The organism is Methylophaga thalassica, assembly GCF_030159795.1.
Classification (GTDB): domain Bacteria; phylum Pseudomonadota; class Gammaproteobacteria; order Nitrosococcales; family Methylophagaceae; genus Methylophaga; species Methylophaga thalassica.
Genome location: NZ_BSND01000003.1, coordinates 958,348 through 976,512 on the forward strand (window position 1 = coordinate 958,348; position 18,165 = coordinate 976,512).

Annotated in this window: 14 protein-coding genes; 6 read left to right on the plus strand and 8 right to left on the minus strand. The window is 42.8% G+C overall.

The window, feature by feature from the left end:
* Positions 1–107: 107 nt before the first annotated feature.
* A complete protein-coding gene (locus tag QQL60_RS04810) occupies positions 108–668 on the minus strand; it encodes a YgjP-like metallopeptidase domain-containing protein (protein WP_284722588.1) in 561 nt (186 codons plus the stop codon).
* A gap of 108 nt (positions 669–776) precedes the next feature.
* On the opposite strand from QQL60_RS04810, the gene QQL60_RS04815 reads away from it, so the two are divergent.
* Positions 777–971 (plus strand): hypothetical protein, encoded by a 195-nt coding sequence (locus QQL60_RS04815; RefSeq protein WP_007145204.1) that lies wholly within the window; start codon positions 777–779, stop codon positions 969–971.
* Between the two features lie 72 nt (positions 972–1,043).
* On the opposite strand, the gene QQL60_RS04820 is transcribed toward QQL60_RS04815, so the two are convergent.
* The 5 genes from QQL60_RS04820 to ptsP all read right to left on the minus strand — a co-directional run bounded on the left by QQL60_RS04820 (position 1,044) and on the right by ptsP (position 9,034).
* Positions 1,044–2,348, minus strand: coding sequence for a GGDEF domain-containing protein (locus tag QQL60_RS04820; protein WP_284722589.1), 1,305 nt, complete (start codon positions 2,346–2,348; stop codon positions 1,044–1,046).
* 167 nt (positions 2,349–2,515) lie between these two features.
* A complete protein-coding gene (locus tag QQL60_RS04825; protein ID WP_284722590.1) occupies positions 2,516–3,799 on the minus strand; it encodes a carbohydrate porin in 1,284 nt (427 codons plus the stop codon).
* Between the two features lie 29 nt (positions 3,800–3,828).
* The gene (locus QQL60_RS04830) at positions 3,829–5,532 is read right to left on the minus strand and encodes a fructose-specific PTS transporter subunit EIIC (protein ID WP_348530020.1); all 1,704 of its coding nucleotides are present in this window, start codon (positions 5,530–5,532) and stop codon (positions 3,829–3,831) included.
* A 41-nt stretch (positions 5,533–5,573) separates the two neighbouring features.
* The gene (gene pfkB, locus QQL60_RS04840) at positions 5,574–6,524 is read right to left on the minus strand and encodes a 1-phosphofructokinase (protein ID WP_284722591.1); all 951 of its coding nucleotides are present in this window, start codon (positions 6,522–6,524) and stop codon (positions 5,574–5,576) included.
* Positions 6,524–9,034 (minus strand): phosphoenolpyruvate--protein phosphotransferase, encoded by a 2,511-nt coding sequence (gene ptsP, locus QQL60_RS04845; RefSeq protein WP_284722592.1) that lies wholly within the window; start codon positions 9,032–9,034, stop codon positions 6,524–6,526. Before ptsP ends, pfkB begins: the two co-directional genes overlap by 1 nt.
* Before the next feature lie 197 nt (positions 9,035–9,231).
* Here ptsP and QQL60_RS04850 point away from each other — a divergent pair, with 197 nt between their 5' ends.
* From QQL60_RS04850 to QQL60_RS04870, 5 genes are all read left to right on the plus strand, one after another.
* Complete coding sequence (locus tag QQL60_RS04850) at positions 9,232–10,215, plus strand: LacI family DNA-binding transcriptional regulator (RefSeq protein ID WP_284722593.1); 984 nt, start codon at positions 9,232–9,234, stop codon at positions 10,213–10,215.
* Positions 10,216–10,251: 36 nt separating this feature from the next.
* Entirely contained in the window at positions 10,252–11,271 is a 1,020-nt protein-coding gene (locus QQL60_RS04855; protein ID WP_284722594.1) for a class 1 fructose-bisphosphatase, read from the plus strand.
* 164 nt (positions 11,272–11,435) lie between these two features.
* Complete coding sequence (gene nfsA / locus QQL60_RS04860; RefSeq protein WP_284722595.1) at positions 11,436–12,167, plus strand: oxygen-insensitive NADPH nitroreductase; 732 nt, start codon at positions 11,436–11,438, stop codon at positions 12,165–12,167.
* A gap of 188 nt (positions 12,168–12,355) precedes the next feature.
* Positions 12,356–14,659: an FdhF/YdeP family oxidoreductase gene (locus QQL60_RS04865; RefSeq protein ID WP_284722596.1), complete on the plus strand. Its 2,304-nt coding sequence runs from the start codon at positions 12,356–12,358 to the stop codon at positions 14,657–14,659.
* A gap of 205 nt (positions 14,660–14,864) precedes the next feature.
* Positions 14,865–15,560, plus strand: a complete 696-nt coding sequence (locus QQL60_RS04870) for a hypothetical protein (protein ID WP_284722597.1) — start codon at positions 14,865–14,867, stop codon at positions 15,558–15,560.
* Between the two features lie 183 nt (positions 15,561–15,743).
* Here QQL60_RS04870 and QQL60_RS04875 read toward each other — a convergent pair whose 3' ends face one another.
* Entirely contained in the window at positions 15,744–16,277 is a 534-nt protein-coding gene (locus QQL60_RS04875) for an REP-associated tyrosine transposase (RefSeq protein WP_284722598.1), read from the minus strand.
* Between the two features lie 154 nt (positions 16,278–16,431).
* Positions 16,432–17,286, minus strand: a complete 855-nt coding sequence (locus tag QQL60_RS04880) for a hypothetical protein (protein ID WP_284722599.1) — start codon at positions 17,284–17,286, stop codon at positions 16,432–16,434.
* Between the last annotated feature and the right edge of the window lie 879 nt (positions 17,287–18,165).

An 18,165-nucleotide genomic window follows, 5' to 3' on the forward strand; every position in this document is an offset into this window, starting at 1 on the left:
ATAAGCGAATAATCCAGTGGAATCATGTAATTCAGATTATGTGCTGTTTGTCTGAATACTTGATCATTACTCAGACTAAAACCGATACATTAGCGCATTATAAAAGACTAATATAGCTCACCAAATATCTCTAAGTGGGTAAGGTAAAGCCGCACATCAAACTCAAGCTGATGGTAGTCAGGTTGCATGTGGGTGCAGAGTTTATAAAAGGCTTTGTTATGGTCTTTCTCTTTTAAATGCGCCAGTTCGTGCACCACAATCATATTTAAAAATTCTATCGGTGCAGTTTTAAAAACGGATCCAATACGCATTTCATTTTTGGCTTTTAATTTACTGCCTTGAACGCGTGAGACATAGCTGTGTAAACCCAGAGCATTATGCAGCACATCCAGTTTGTCATCATAAATCACTTTGCTGAGTGGGCTCGATTGACGCAGATTCTGGTTCTTCATATCCATCACATAGGCATACAACGTTTTATTAGTTTTAATGTCATGTGTGTCTGGATATTTTTTTAACAGAAACTGGCCGAGTGTTTTTGCTGAAATAGCGGCGCTGACTTGATCGAGAACAGGGGCAGGGTAGCCTGATAAATATTTTAGTGCCGACATAGTGATTGCCTTGTTTTCTGCTTTTTGTTTCTCTGATAACCGACTCTGAGTTTTCATCAGCTACTCGCTTGACTATTTAAGCGTGAAAAGCCATAAATGGACATAGTTTTTTACTGTTAATTGGCTTTTCATGAATAGTATTTCTGTTTGAAAAAAGGAAGCAAAATGCAGAAGGTGTTAGCGAAAGAATCAATGAAGTTTCTCAAGCTTGTGGCTGTAGGATTATTGCTCATTATTGTACTTATTCTGGCCGGTGAAAAGCTAAGTGGTATAGAAGCGCTGATACTGGCTTTGCTGCCTTATCTGCTTTACCAGATATACTCAGCCATGCAGTCGGCAAAGAAACGCAAGAGAAAATAAACTGACATCGTCTTGTTTTGCGGTAATAAAAAGGTCAAATACACTGACTTATTGAATCAGAATAAAACGAGCTCAACCAAGCACAGCCAGACAATAATTGTTCTTACCCTGACGTTTAACATCATACATTGCTCTATCTGCGACTTTGACCAGTTCATCAAGGGTAGTGCCATGTTCAGGAAAAAAGGCGATACCAATACTGACACCAATGCTGACTTGCCTTGTTTCTTTTTCTGAATAAGTGAATTCGATGGGTGTTTTCAGTTCATTGATAAGCTTTTGGGCAATGATTTCCACGTCATCGCTATCCGTTAGATCATCAATCATCATCACGAACTCATCGCCACCGATTCTTGCCAACTGATCTGCTTGACGCAGGATACCAGTAAACCGCCTAGCCACTTGCCGCAACACCTGATCGCCCGCATCGTGACCCCACGTGTCATTGACCGATTTAAAGCCATCCAGGTCTAAAAACATCACAGCGATTTGTTGATTTTGTCGCTTAGCTTTAGCTAAATAATTATCAGCATGTTGTTGCAAATAATGCAGAGATGGCAGGCCGGTAATAGCATCAAAATGCGCCTGCTTCTCTAATTCGATTTGCGCATGATGGGCAGCTTCTAACGCTTGATGAAGTTCAGTGACATCATATTCAGTGACCAACATTAAAAATTCGGCCGTTAATGGGTGGCGTGTGATGCGAATATCCAGCGTATGTTGGCGAAGCCCTGCACTGGTTTTCATCATATGCGTCCAACGTCCAACCCGTTTTTCCGTGGCATCCTTTAAACGCTCAATCCCTTCTTCGAGCTTATCAAAGCGGGCAGTGAAGGCATTTTTATCACTATCAAGTTGTTGTGGAATGATGTGTTTATAGGCTTCTGTGGCTGCTGGGTTTTCGATGACGATATCACCGGAGAAGGTAAAGGTACTCACTAATACAGTGGTATAGCGCATGGCTTCAACAAGCAGTAAATTTTCAGGCGTTTCCCCGAGTTCGACTTGTTCGTTGATATAAGCAATGATGGCACGATGACGTTCAGGACCAACTAAAACCGCCCGATGTAACATATACAGTGTTTTGGCTTTGCCGTTTGGGTAGGTTGTCCATGGGTCAATGCTAAGACCATTTTTAGCGGCTAATTCAAAGGTTTGGTGCATTCTATCTTTTGCACCTTGGGTATCACCCGATAGATCTTTATTTATCAGTTCATCAACTGAGTTGAGTCCCCAAAACGTTAGCGCTGCTGCATTACCCCACCACCAACCATGTCTATCAAGATCAAAAATCCAGACGATGTTAGGAATCAATTCGTAAAGACCAAGCTCATCTAAACTTTTGATATGGGTGAGGTGACGGTAATCAGTGGTCATGAATCGAGTTAATTTATCGTTTGTGTGTTGTGCTACTGAGTCTTAACCCTGATTATCGCATAAGCAGACATTTTTGCAGAAGGTATAAGCTAGAGCACATATTTGTGCAAAAAAGTACTGATGGCTTAGACCGGCTTCTAAATATAAGCAGGTCTAAGCCAAAATTTTTATTTTAGTGACGTAACGATATCAGCAAGATTAACGTCGAACCGGAGACCCAAAATAAAAATATTATCTAAGTCTTTTTTACGTCCAGGCTCAGAGAATTGATCGGGATTGATGATGTACTGAATATTTGGCTGAACGCGAATTTGTGGTGTTAATTGATAACCATAACTCAGTTCCATCATGACTTGATTATTTGCTGGCGTCCCTGAACCACCATTGAATTTCCTTGCCAGTGTTAAGTCTTTCATCGCGTCTCGGCTATAGTGTTGCTGGGATACGACAAAAGCGACTGTATCGTCGTTTCGGCTATCGAAGGTGCCACGCTTAACGAAGCCACCTTGTAATTGATAATCTACGGCTAACTCTCCGGAGCCTTTTGTTAATGCGGCGCCGAAGATGGTGAGACTGCGTTTTGAGTCAGGATCCGGGCGATAAACGACTTGTTCAAAGCGAGCAAATATACCGGAACGCCCGTTTAATTCTTCGTATGGATTGCCTGTCTCGATCGCATTATTACCCGCACTATCTTTTAGAGGATCAGAGTAATCTGTTTTGTCATACCAGCCGCCAAATTCATAGGTACGAGGGTAACGATCAGTGTCCCAGCTGGTTTTGTATCCCAGGGTGAAGGGCACGATAAAGCCGTTGGATTCATGAGTACTCCATACCACGCCATGATCACTGTCATCTTGATGCCCGCTATTGTCTTCATATACACCAATATGGGCGTAAACGTTTGGTGTGATCCAATACTTGGAGCGAGCTGCCCAACTGGATACTGGCCACCAGGTAAAGCTGCTGGTACGAAAAACAAATGTTGGATTGCCACAAGCAGCATTATTTTGAAAGTACTGACAAAGCTCAGATCCTAAGAAGTTAATATTGGCCACCATCCGGCCAGCTTCAAGTTCAAGTTTGCCATCGAAGAAATGTTTTTCCAGAGAGAATAAAACCAGACGAGATCCCTGACCTCCATAAATTTCCTGAACAGAGGTACTGTTACCAAGGGCTTTTTCGGCAAGATTATTACCATGTCGGTTAGTTGCTGCTAAATGCAGCGTGGTGTCTGTCCAACCAAACGCCTTATCAAGGTTAATATCAGCACCCAGATAAAGTTGGCCAGCGTAAGCGCTTTTTTCTTTTTTACCGCCATCGATATTGCTGGCAGCTTCGCCAGTATAGGATGAGCTCCATTTTACTAAATTAGTATCGAATGATTCTGCCATTACTGGACTAACAAGACAGAAATAGATGAGTGAAATAAGGGCTGTATAAATACGCATGGGATGAGCCTTCCTATGGTTTACATCATTCAGATATTTTTTTTCGTAAGAAATAGGCAAAGCGTCGTAATAACGCTCCCGGCAGCTATTGCTAATGCATACATCCCTACATGGGTGACTGCATTCGGAATACCTAATACAAAAATGCCACCATGAGGCACTTTAAGCTCTACGCCTACAGCCATAGATATTGCCCCTGCAGTTGCAGAACCGAGGATCAAAGCAGGAATAACACGGAAAGGATCGCGAGCAGCATAGGGAATCGCACCTTCAGTGACGAACGCTACACCGAGCACCGCTGCTGCGTTGCCAGCCTCATATTCCTCTTTATTAAATTTCTTAGGAAATAACTTTGTTGCTAATGCCAAACCAAGCGGTGGTGTCATTCCTCCTGCCATCACGGCAGCCATAGGTGCAAATACATCGCTGGTGACAAGGCCTGTGGCGAAGGCATAAGCAGCTTTGTTGACAGGACCGCCCATATCAAATGCCATCATGCCACCCAATAGCAATCCTAAAAATACGGCACTACCAGCTTGCATTCCCTGAAGCCAATCTTTCAAACCAGACATGATTTCAGCTACCGGCGCGGCAATAACGAAATACATCAAAAGCCCTGTGATCATGGTTGTAAGCACCGGAAGTATCAGTACCGGCTTGAGGCCATCAAGGCTTTTAGGAAGTTGGATTCCTCTATTAAGGGCGACAGTGATATAGCCAGCCATATAACCGGCGACAATACCACCGAGAAAACCGGCACCAAGGTTAGCGGCTAGTAAACCACCCACCATACCGGGAGTGAGTCCTGGTCGGTCTGCAATTGAAAATGATATGTAACCAGCAATCGCGGGCACCATAAGTACAAAAGCGCCTTTTGCGCCAATTTGGTATAGCGCATAGGAGAGGGTGCCGGCATTATTCTCTTGATAAGCATAGATACCGCCTAAGGCAAACGAGATAGCGATGAGTATTCCGCCTGCCACGACAAAAGGAAGCATGAAAGATACACCTGTCATCAAGTGCTTGTATGCACCTGCAAACCCTTTTTTATTATTATCTTGCTTTGATGTCGTTTCATTTTTACTGACTTCTGCTGTGCTACTGGCAGAAGCTTCGTTAAAGGCTTTTTCTATCAGCTTGGCACCATCAGCGATAGCAGGTTTGGTACCGGATTTGAAGAGGGGTTTGCCTTGAAATCTCGATGTGTCTACTGTCGTATCTGCAGCGATAATAACTAAGTCAGCCGAGTCGATTTCTTCAGCAGTCAATTCATTTCTGGCACCTACAGAACCTTGTGTTTCGACCTTTATCTCATAACCCAGATTCTTCGCGCCCAGCTGTAAGCCCTCAGCAGCCATAAATGTATGAGCGATACCCGTTGGACAAGAGGTGATGGCAACGATTTTTTTCCCTGTTTGGGGCGAGCTATCAGTGCTTTTTGATAAGCGCTCCAGTACCTTAGATGGGGTATCCAGTACCTCATTAATACTCGCTGTGATTGTTGGTAGATTAGTAAGAGCTGGGTCATCTATTTCAACATCACCCACCAGAAGCAGAGATTCCGCATCATTGAGCATGGCTGGCGTTATGTCGGTGATTACGCCTTGAGGGGTTCGCACTTCAATACAAAATGAATGCTTGAGTTCTGAAGCCGCTTTTCTTAATACTTCAGCGGCAAGAAGCGCGTGTGTTTCTTTATGTTTGTCATCGACGATGATGAGTAGTTTTGACATCTTAATCTCTCCTGTAACCTTTTTTGGTGTAAGGCTCTGATTTAATTATTTATATGGCTTGTTGTAACGGATTTTGCCAAAGCGTTAATGCGCTCTTTCGACGGTAGGTTGGGGCCGTGCAGCTCTAATTTGCCTACAGCGAAAGCCGTTGCTAGTTTTGCCATTTCTTCTACATTAAGATCATCCAGAGCGGCAGCAACCAGGCCTGCGACCATTGCATCACCAGCGCCTACAGAACTTGCACTGCTTATTTTGGGAGGGAGAGCATGAAGCGCTTCTTTATTAGAGAAAAATAATGATCCCTCAGAACCTAAGGAGACAATGACCTTTTCTATACCACGATTAGTGAGTTCTTGAGCGGCATGAATGATGTCACTTGTTTCTTTTAAGTCCCTACCTACATAGGTTTCAAGTTCGTGTAAGTTAGGTTTAATCATAAAAGGAGCAGGGGCGTGACTTGTCAGGATCGAAGACAGAGCCGGGCCACTGGTATCAACAATAATACGTAAATTTTTCGGGGCCAGTTCCTGCATTAAATGAGTGTAAAAATCCTCGGGACAGCCCGGAGGCAGGCTTCCTGATAACACCAGGGTAGAGCCATTTTCGACAGCACTCAGTCTTTGCAAAAGCCTGTCCAGATACACTTGGGATATGTTCTGACCAGACATATTCAGATCTGTCGTTCCACCGCTCGTTTTATTGACGATCTTGATGTTTGTTCTGGTTTCTCCGTCAAAACGAACAAAGTTATCGCGAATTTTTTTCTGTTTAAAAAGCCTGGTAAAAAGTTCTGAATTATCATTACCAAGCAGGCCGGAGGCACAAACGTAAATACCCCAATCCGCCAGGCATGAGGCAACATTGATACCTTTACCACCTGCATTCGAACAAGCGCTATCTACACGGTTAACCTGATCAACTGTCAAGTGATCGACTTCCAGGGTTTGATCGATAGCAGGATTAAGAGTCACAGTCGTTACCGGATGTATCATTATTCACCCCCCTTAAGCTGACGAACCGCTTCTGAGGTTTCGGCTTCGAGAGCTTTTTGTGCTAATGCTTTAAGTTCATCCATTGAACTTTGGCGAAGGCGGGCTTTGACAGCGGGAATGTCAAGTGGTGACATGGATAACTCGGTCACACCCAGTCCGGACAGAATGGCTGCACCGTGCGGATCCCCTGCAATACCACCACAGGCACCAACCCAGCAATTGTGATCCTTAGCGCCATCAACTGTTAGCTTGATAAGTTTGAGAACGGCAGGGTGCAGGCTATCCGCTTCAGCAGCCAATGTCGGATTTTGTCGATCCATTGCGAGACAATATTGAGTTAAATCATTGGTACCGATAGAGAAGAAGTCGGCATGTTTGGCCAATGTCTCAGCTTCAAGTGCTGCTGCCGGTACTTCAATCATGACGCCTATCGGGCAGCTTGGCGCAGCCATTGATTCCCGTACATCTTCACAGATCGCCCGTAGCTTTAAAAACTCAGTCACTGAGGTGACCATTGGGAACATGATTGATAATTTGGCTCCGTCTTTCAGTGCACGGTAAAGCGCACGGAGTTGTGGCTGGAGCAAATCAGCACGTCGAAGCAGTAGTCGAGAACCTCGCACACCTAAAAACGGATTATCTTCTTGAGGTAAGGCGAGTTGTGGTGCTTGTTTATCGCCGCCAATATCAAGTGTACGAACAATCAGCTCCCGGCCTTCTAAATTCTTGCTCATGGCAAGGTAAGTTTCGTACTGCTCGTCTTCAGAGGGCTCATCATTTCGTTCAAGATATAAAAACTCAGTACGCATCAAGCCAACACCTTCTGCTCCTTCAGATATGGCTTCTGCCACTTGATCGGGTAGATTGATATTGGCACCGATGAGAATGTGAGTACCATCTGTGGTTTTCGCAGGCAGTTGGCGGGTTTCAGCTTCTTTTGCCTGTTGAGCTTGAAGTTTTGTTATCCACTCCTGTGCTGAATTTATATCATCATCATTCGGATCGATATAAATACGTCCGCCGGTACCGTCAAGAATAACCTGTGAGCCATTAGCAATATCCAGTAAGCCCTGACCACCACCAACTAAAGCAGGTAAGCCTAATGTTCTTGCTAAGATAGCGGTATGAGAGGTGGGGCCACCCTCTGATGTCGCTAAACCAATGACTTTAGTGATGTCCAGAGCGGCTGTATCTGAGGGGGTGAGGTCATCACTAATGAGTATGTATGGATGATCGGGGCAAGCTGTCTCAGTGGTATTTGATAGTTCAGGGGCGATATGAAATAAGACTCTGTTCCCAACATCTATGAGATCAGTCGCTCTTGCAGCTAAAACAGGGTTACCGAGCGCAGACAGACGGTTTGCCATACGCTCAACACCGGTATTCCACGCCCAGGCAACACCATGACCATCAGCCATAATCTGACAGACAAGCGTAATGAGATCGGTATCGTTTAATAACTCGATATGTGCCAAGAATATTTTAGCTTCTTGTTTTCCGAGTTGTTGCTCAGTCTCTTGCGAGAGAATTTGTAGCTGTGCTTTTGTTTCTTTCAGAGCTCTATGAAGTCTTGATGCATTATCAGAGAGTGATCCTGTTTCATCAGGGACCTCGAGAGTGTGTGTTATTTTTCGGTAAACTTGCCCAACCACCATGCCAGGGGCTGCCGAGGCACCAATGATGGCCGCTAAATCTTCTCTTGCTTGCCAGGAGGGACTTGATTTTTGTCGTTTTAAAGCCAGTTCTGCATCCGCTTTTTCTTGAGCGGAGAGGCTTTTCATCAGCGTATGCATTACTGACAATGCTTTATCAGCATCAGCTCCCTCAGCAGAGACAATAAGTGAGGCACCTTGCCGCACTCCCAAGCGAAGTAGTGCAATTAAATTTTTTGCATCAGCCGTTTTATCAGCATGACGAATGCGAATTGACGAATGGAATTGACGCGCAGTTTCAATCCATTTTGTGGCTGGGCGAGCGTGTAATCCATTGGGATAATCCAGCGTCCATTCGATTTTTTTTGCGAAGTCCGGCAAGACTTCGTTCTCTTCAGTTTCTTCACTTGAGTTATTGAGTGAAGTGACGATTAGCTGCTCATCATCCGTTTTAAACAATTGTTGCAGTTGTTCGTCGTTTTGTAGCAGGCCGGTTAAAGTTTGCAGTAATGTAATATGCCCATCAGTTTGAGCGGCAATAGCCACCACCATATAGGCTGTCTGACCTGGGTTCCATTCCACACCCTGAGGAATTTGAAGTATCGCGACGGCATCTTGTTTTATCAGATGCCGATCTTCAGCGATACCATGTGGAATGGCGATACCTCTGCCAAGAAAGGTATTAGCGCGTGTTTCACGTTGTTTCATACTTTGTGCGAAAGCGGGATCAACACAGTTATTCTCCACCAGTAGCTGTGTTGCTTGTTCGATAACGGTTTCTTTGTCGGTAGCGCTGACGTTGAGCTGGACTATTTGAACAAGATCTAGCTCGCCATTCGTTTGCTTCGTTACAAGCATCGTTTTTCTCCTCTCTATTTACGCCACGCTTTTTATGTTTACGTGAATATATTTCTGTTTTGTTGCATTGAAAACGTTTTCATAATAAATGTCAAATTATTTGATGGAATAGCTTTTGAATATATGGTAATGTCTTAATCAATCACTGATATATATTGGTTTTTGTTGTTTTAACTTAATTGGAAACGTTTTCTTATATGGCTGTCGGAATTAAAGATGTAGCGAAAATAGCTGGTGTGTCACCTGCTTCAGTTTCTAGGGTATTAGGAGGAGGTTCTGTTAGCGATAAAGTACGTGAAAAAGTACTAAACGCTGTCAAGGCCACAGGATATCGGCCTAATATGGCAGCAAGACGCTTACGTTCAAACCGTACTGAGACTATTGGCTTGATCGTAGCCGATCTGGTCAATCCTTTTTTTACAGCCATCACTCAAGCCGTAGAATCTGCCGCCTATAAGGCTGGCATGCGAGTCATGTTTTGTAACACCGGTGAAGATCCTGAACGTGAAGAAATGTATCTCAGATTTATGCAAGAAGAACGCGTTTCCGGCTTGATTGTCGCCCCCACAGCTCAAGGATTGAAGTCGCTGAGCAAATGGAGTTTTGACTTCCCTTTGGTGCTGATTGATCGGGCTAGAGATAAAGAAAAATTCGATGTGATTGTCATGGATAATCAAACGGCGGCTAAAGAGCTTGTTACTCATCTGCACAGCCAAGGATATCAGCGTATTGGCGGTTTATTTGGCGCTACAAGTATTACCGGTGAGCAACGAAAAGAGGGATATATAGACGCTATCCATTCTCTCGGTCTCAAGCCTGAAATCAAAAGTCTGCCATCCACCGCTATTGTTGCTCAAAAAGAGCTTGAAGCATGGTTTGCATCCCCTGACAGGCCAGATGCCATTATCCTCAGTAACAGTCTTTTTACCCGTTCAGCCTTGATGGCTGCAAGAGCGACAGGATTACAAATTCCCGATGATATCGCCATTGCCGGTTTTGATGATGAGCCGTGGTCATCATTAGTGGATCCGGGGATTACCGTTATTCGTCAACCCGTTGAAATGATGGGAAAAGAAGCTGTTTCAGCGGTTATTCAACGTATTGAATCACCGAATGCGCCTCTACGTCGCCTTATGCTATCAGGTGAGTGTGTGATTAGAGGTTCAAGTCGGAAGCGGTAGCGTCATCAATATAAGCCGAATTGACAGGAGACATTTATGTCATCTATTGGAAAATCGATAAATCAATTTATTAATGAGCAGCAGAATAAGACTGATTCAAACAGCGACGACTTATCAGGTCTTATTGCTGATATAGCCAGTGCCTGTAAAAAGATTGCTCATCTGGTAAATCGCAGTGCGATCACTGGAATAGGTGGTGCGAGCGCGTCTGAAAATGTACAAGGCGAAGTCCAGAAAAAACTCGACATAATCACCAATGATGTGATGGTTGAACAGCTTAATCATCATGGACACCTGGCAGCGATGATATCTGAGGAAATCGAAGATATTATTCAGATTCCCGAACATCTTCCCAAGGGGAAATATCTTATTGCTTTTGATCCACTGGATGGTTCATCCAATATTGATATTAATATCTCTGTAGGGACTATCTTTTCAATATTACGCTGTACGGATGCCAGCCGCGAGGTAAGGTCAGATGACTTTTTGCAAGCTGGTACAGAACAAATCTGTGCAGGTTTTTGTGTGTATGGACCCACAACCATGATGATTCTCACTACGGGTAACGGTGTAAACGGTTTTACCCTGGATAGTGAGATTGATGAGTTTGTTTTGACTCATCCTGATATGACTATTCCAGAGGATGCCGCTGAATTTGCGGTGAATATTTCTAATCAACGGCTCTGGGAAACATCTGTTCAACGCTATATTGATGAATGTATTCAAGGTGTTGATGGTGACAGAGAAAAGAACTTCAATATGCGTTGGGTTGCGTCCATGGTGTCAGATGTTTATCGAATTTTAATTCGTGGTGGTATTTTTCTATATCCACTCGATACTAAATCGGCGAACTCAAGTGGCAAACTACGCCTGATGTATGAAGCCAACCCGATGAGTTTTATTGTTGAGCAAGCCGGTGGGCTGAGTACTACAGGCTATCAGCGAATTATGGATATCAAACCAACAGATCTACATCAACGTGTGCCTGTTATTTTGGGATCTAAAAATGAGGTGGAGCGAATAATGCGCTATCACCAAGAAGACAAATTGAGCTAAGTCATTCAAAAAGACATGCCTCAATAACACTGAAATATAGATTGCTTATAGTGCTTAGCAAAATTCAACTTGAGTCGTATGGAATAAAACACTATTTCTCTCAACTAAAAGCTTCATACCATCGCTGATCAATTGATAAAACGCTTTAGGGGAAACCTTTATATATGAACGACACTATCGCATTACTGAAAAATCATCGTTCAATTCGAGAATTCACACCAGAACCTGTGAGTGATGAATTGGTGCGTGAGATTATTGATGCAGCAGGCTGGTCTGCCACATCTAACTTCGTTCAGGCATACACCGTTATAAGAGTTAGAAATCCACAAACACGTCAGCAGATTGCAGAGCTCGCCGGTTCGCAAACATGGGTGGAAACCAGTCCGGTATTTTTGGTTTTTTGTGCCGATCTCAAACGTAGTCAGGCGGCTTGTGATTATGAAAGTCAGGAAATGGTGTCTGGATATACTGAACAATTCATTATCGCCACCGTCGATGTCAGTCTGGCTGCACAAAATGCGATGATTGCAGCAGAATCGCTCGGCCTTGGTGGTGTTTTTATCGGTGGTATTCGTAATAATCCGGAACAAGTATCTGAGCTACTTAAACTTCCTGAGCAAGTTTATCCTGTGTTTGGGATGTGTCTTGGTTATCCGGCAGCATCGCCCGAGCAAAAGCCAAGGTTACCTGTCGATGTCATTTTGAAAGAAGAATCATACCAGCAAGATAAGTCAGAACTGGAACAGTACAACGAGATGTGCAAAGCCTACTATCAAAATCGTTCCAGCGGTGCCCGTGATGAGACTTGGACACACCAGATAGCCACGATGATGAGTAAACCAATGCGTCCCCACATGAAAGTGTTTCTTGAGAAAAAGGGCTTTAAGTTTAAATAAACTTTGGGCAACAGCCTGAGCTAGACGCCTTTACATCATTGGAACTATTAACTTACAAAATAACCAAACTAATTATCCGATGATGGAAGCACGATTTTCTGGAGCCTGATGATTAGGCTTTCTACACTCGAAATCGGCTTCCAGCTTGCTGAATATTATTCTGATGGCGAAACAGCTTAGGAGAAAGCATGGCAAACTCGAGCACTAAAAACGATCATTCCCCTACAGAACAGGACCCCAATACAAGCTATAACAAAGGCCCAGCAGGTGGGTGGGGATCGCTGCGCGGTGTATCTCGAATCTTCGGTGAGGTCCATGGTTCTACTGTCGCAGCGAAAATTCTTTCCAGGCTTAATAAGCCCGGTGGGGTGATGTGCAGTTCATGTGCCTGGGCCAAACCTGCCAATCCCTCACGGTTCGAGTTTTGTGAAAATGGTGCCAAAGCAACCTTATGGGAGTTGGATGAGAAAAAGGCGGATGCTAACTTCTTTGAGCAATATAGCGTTACTGAATTAAAAACCTGGCACGACCATGATCTGGAAAAAGCGGGCAGATTATCTGAGCCGCTTCGTTATGATGCGAAACGCGACCGCTATGTGCCGGTCAGTTGGGATGAGGCAATACAGGATATTGGTGAAAAGCTTGCTGAGATGAACCCTAAGCAAGCCGTTTTTTATGCTAGTGGTCATGCCGGATTGGAAGCTTCCTATCTCTATGCCCTTTTTGCGCGGGCAATGGGACACCAGAATCTGCCACAGTCATCCAATATGTGCCACGAAACGACCAGTGTGAACTTGAAGACCTTTGTCGGTACACCCGTTGGCACTTGTACACTGGAAGACTTCGAACATTGTGATGCCATTTTCTTTTTCGGACAGAATACTGGCACCAACTCTCCACGCTTTATGCATATCCTCAAAGATGCTGTTGAACGCGGCTGCAAAATTGTTACCTTCAACCCTGTACGTGAACGGGGGCTGATTGAATTCGTTGAGCCACAGAACATCATGCAGATGCTCACCAATAACCCCACCGAGATCTCCAACAAATATTATCAAGTTAAACCTGGCGGTGATATTGCCGTTATCGCAGGCATGATGAAATATGTGCTGGCACGTGAAGAAGCTGCCCCTGGCACCATCCTGGATCAGGATTTTATTGCTGCTGAGACAACAGGTTTTGACGAAACCGTAGAAAAGATCAACGCATTTGATTGGTCAGATATCGAAGCACAATCTGGTTTAACTCGTACCATGATTGAAGAAGCAGCCGAGATATATTGTCAGGCAAAAAAGGTTATCGGTATCTATGGTATGGGACTGACGCAGCATGTTGATGGCTGGCTCAATCTGGGGATGTTCTGCAACTTACTGCTGATGCGTGGCAATATAGGTCGCCTCGGTGCCGGGATATCGCCTGTGCGTGGCCACTCAAATGTGCAAGGACAGCGGACCGTCGGTATAGGCGAAAAATCTGCACATATGCCAGCTGACAAATTACATCAGTTATTTGGTATAAATGCCCCGAAGGAAGACGGTCAGAATATTGTTCAAGCGAGTGAAGGTGTATTAAATGGTGATATCAAGGCCATGCTTTCACTGGGTGGAAACCTGTTACGGGCTTTGCCTGATCGTGAGCGTTTGGAAAAAGGCTGGTCAAATCTGGATCTGACAGTACATATCGCCACCAAGCCTAATCGATCACATCTTATACCGGGGAAAGTCAGTTATATTCTGCCTTGTCTGGGGCGTACCGATATTGACCAGCAGCAAAGTGGGCCACAAGCTGTTTCTATGGAAGACACGTTCAGTCATATTTATGCCTCGATTGGCGCGGCAGAGCCACCCAGTGATCAAGTCCGCTCCGAGACAGCGATTGTGGCAGGTATCGCGAAGGCGACATTACCTTCCAACCCCAAACTCCGCTGGGATGACTGGGTTGCCAACTACGATCTGATCCGTGATCTGATTGCTGAGACCTTCCCTGATGATTTTAGTGACTTCAACAACAGAATGATGCAGCCCGGTGGCTTCTATCGTGGCAATCCGGCCCGTGAAAGAAAATGGAAAACCGAAAGTGGCAAAGCACAATTTACCCCACCAACAACACTTACCTCACTGGGGCAGCATCCCAGCGGTGAGAATGGCTTTACCCTAATTACATTGCGCTCCAACGATCAGTTCAACACTACCATTTACGGCTTTTCTGACCGGCTACGTGGATTGGAGGGAAGTCGAGAAATCGTATTGATCAATCGCGAAGAAATGGCTCGACTTGGCTTGAAGGAAGGGCAAATAGTCAGCCTGTATACTCAGATAGAAGATGGCAATCTGCGTCAGGTCGATGGACTGAAAGTTACGGCCTATGATCTACCTGATGGCACAGTAGCCGGCTATTATCCTGAACTCAATCCTCTGGTTCCATTGTCCTATCACGAAAAAAATTCTCTGACGCCAGCCTACAAAGGTGTGCCTGTGGAAATCAGACAATGAGTTCCGTAGGTTGGGTTGAGCGATAGCGAAACCCAACTTTTTGAAGTTTTAAGCGGTGTTTTGTTGGGTTTCATGCTTCAACCCAAGCTACAGACTTTAAATTGTGGATTGATAGATATGCAAAACGCGTTGTGTTTATTATTCTTAGCTTTCTCTTTGTCGATGAGTAGATAAAAGCGAGTTGTGCTAAACAGGGACGTGTTGTATGGAAAAGTTTGAGCGGTTATTAAAATTAGCAGCATCGGCTGTGGCACTCGTTGTGCCATGTATCTTGTTATCTGGCTTTAGTTACCATATCGGTCATATTTATAAGTTTGGGTTAAGTCACGAACTTCTTAATAAAGACATGTCTGATGTCTTGGTAGAAAGCTGGTATATCGGCGTATTAGCGATTGGTTGGTTACTTTCTAAATGGCCATATTTTCTTGGCTTCTTTATATTGCTCGTTATTATTGGTTTAGCTACTTTTTTTATTGCAAGGCATGCAAAAGAAAATGGTAAAGATTGGTTCTTTCAAGAGCTAAGCAAAGAAAACCAAGGTAGAAAAATATTAGGTATTACTCAATGGCATTGGTGCAAATTAGGTGAAATGCATGTTGAGCTTTCATCTCGGTTTTATTATCCGCTGGTCATTCTTTGTTTTATTGGGTTATTGACTGTCTTTCCTTATCAAAGAGGCCAGTATGATGCCGAAAAACAAATGAAAATATTTGCAGAATCAGGCTGCCAGACTGAAGAAAAAGTTGGCCGTTGCACGTATTTGATCGATACCACCAAGAATAATCAAATGATTGCCAAGGGAATTCTTATCTCTGCTAATGATAAGAAAGTTGCTCTGTACAACAACAAGGTAGAAGTCTGGCAGTTAGTAGATAGCTATCTGATTCAAAAAGGTAAATAACGCATTCCGTAGGTTGGGTAGAGCGATAGCGAAACCCAACATTTTGATGATTTGATAGGTGTTTTGTAATTTGATGTTTGTTGGGTTTCATTCTTCAACCCAACCTACGAAGGATATGAATGTTTATTAGTAGGTTGGGTAGAGCGGTAGCGAAACCCAACATGTCTAGGACGGGATAAAAACTCAAGTTCTCTCACCAAAAGCTTTCATACCAATCTTCTCATCATATCCCCAGTGTTTATCAATCATGCCGTTACGAATAAATTTATGAATGCTGGAGTAAGGCCAATCGATAGCTTTATCGACATAACCATGTTTGACCGGATTGTAATGAATATAATCCACATGGTTCATATAATCTTTTTCATCGCGAATTAAGTGTTCCCAATATCGACGTTGCCAGATACCGCGTTCATTTTTCGAGTGACGAGTTTTGTTGATATGTTCATCCTTGGGCAAGCCTCTCGAAAATGTCGATTTTATTAATCGCCAACGCATCGAAAAGTCAGTATCAGTTTCAGGTAAGGTCCAGATGGTATGTAAATGCTCGGGCAAGATAACAATGGCATCGATGTTAAATGGATGAGCTTGTTTAATGTGTTGGAAAGATTGTTTTAACAGTTCGATATTATCTGTCAATAACGTTTTACGTCGTTCCAATAAATTGACCGTAAAGAAAAATGTGCCACCAGGCACAAAGGCTCGTCGATATTGCATTGTTCACCATCCATGTGAAACAAAAAGTAACCATTATTGTAGGTTGGGTAGGGTGATAACGAAACCCAACATTTTGATGATTTGAGAGATGTTTAGAGATTTAAGGTGTGTTTGTTGGGTTTCATTCTTCAACCCAACCTACGTGCTATATTACTTAATTACTTAAGTGAGTTTTGTAGCTTCTGATCGTAGATATATTTTTATCATTCAAAAAGCTCTTACATTCGCCAATGATCTCTTTGGCTTGTGCTATGCGCTTATCTAGTCGATTAGCCCAATTATGCCAGAACTGAAGATCTTTATAGCTTAATGTATCTGCATTAATAGATTTGAACTTATCTACTTCTTCACTTAGATGAACCTGTAGTAGTGTTTTTAGCTTTTTGTAATCTATAGCAGCTGTGATACCCATTAATAAGCCTATCTGTACTTTATTATGAGTTTCATAATTTCCAGACTCACGAGCTAGTTCAATATCTCTATTGTCCATTTTTTGAAGTTCAAAAATGCGGTTGTCTTTAAGTTTTGCTTTTCTTTCCAATGCATTCAATGTGTTTGTTTCAAAACCTTTGGTCATAAACCACTTTACCTTTTCATAAGTGGCTATGCCTCCAATATCACCATTTTTAAGGTTTTCTATGTTTTCAACATATGACTCGATTCGACTTTGGTATGTTTTTATTTTTTCTCGATAACGTTGGATATTCATATCCTGGTTAAATTGATTTTCTAATGTTTTAAAATCAACACCGAAAATATTTCTACCACAGTCATGACCGATATTTGTTTCAATTCCACCCTGACACACCACAAGGAAACCTTTATTATGTGCTGTACCACAACTGCTAATACCACATGGGTGTTTTGGGCTTAGATAATACTTACCAATGATAGCTTTAAGCTTTACTTGCTCCTTATCTACTTTTGGTTCGTACTTAGGTCGAGTGATTATGTCTTCCCAACATGATATTTCTACAAAAGACTTTCCATCTTCACTCACAATTATCATAAAGCCTTTATCCTTTTCTTTTGAACAATAAAAAAGCCGACATAAAAGTCGGCTTTTTTATTGTAGGGCAATCCATAAAATGAATATATAGCCATTTAATAACAGTGGCTTGTGATGAAAATATGACCATAATATTGCATAAATAAATGCATATGATGTTTTAAACCTACTGATACGACCATAAAAACCTAATTACTTTACTGTTTTTTTGAGGATTAGTGATTCGGTGATTATTCCATGAAAATTGGTTTGAATAACTTAACTCACATTCACCATGAATGCAGTTGAACCATTGAAGATTGAAAGACAAACTTTTGATGAATCCATTGATTCTGCCATTTTTACTATGCGAGCAGATGTTGAGGATGATTTGGATTTACTCTATTGGTCCGCATATCATCCAATAAAATACACTTTTCAGTTATTTAAAGAATTGATTAAAAGAGAAAAAGTTGTAATTATGAATAATCGAAAAAAGATGATAAGCAGATACTAATTCGTGTATTGTGACTGAGTTTTTCTTATAGCAATGATGGCAATAAGAGAACATAGGTCCCTAATAAACGAATCCTTGGTGAGGTAACTATCGACTAAATATATAGTCAATAACACCATTGAGATGGTTCTTACTCATAAGTGTTGCTTTGATTTTCATTTCCTGTTTAGTGTTTAGAGTGCTCGCAGTTCTCTTTAAAGATACAACGTTCGATTATTTATTTGTGGCGCTCATCATATTGTTCATATCGCTTTATCAATCGACTCTTTATAAAAAATGGGTAAGCGGATTAAATGGTTGATCTTACCTTTGCATGAGAGTGAGACAGACCGGCATCTCATCGGATTATCTGGTTGATGCTTCACCTACTGCTGGTGCATGTT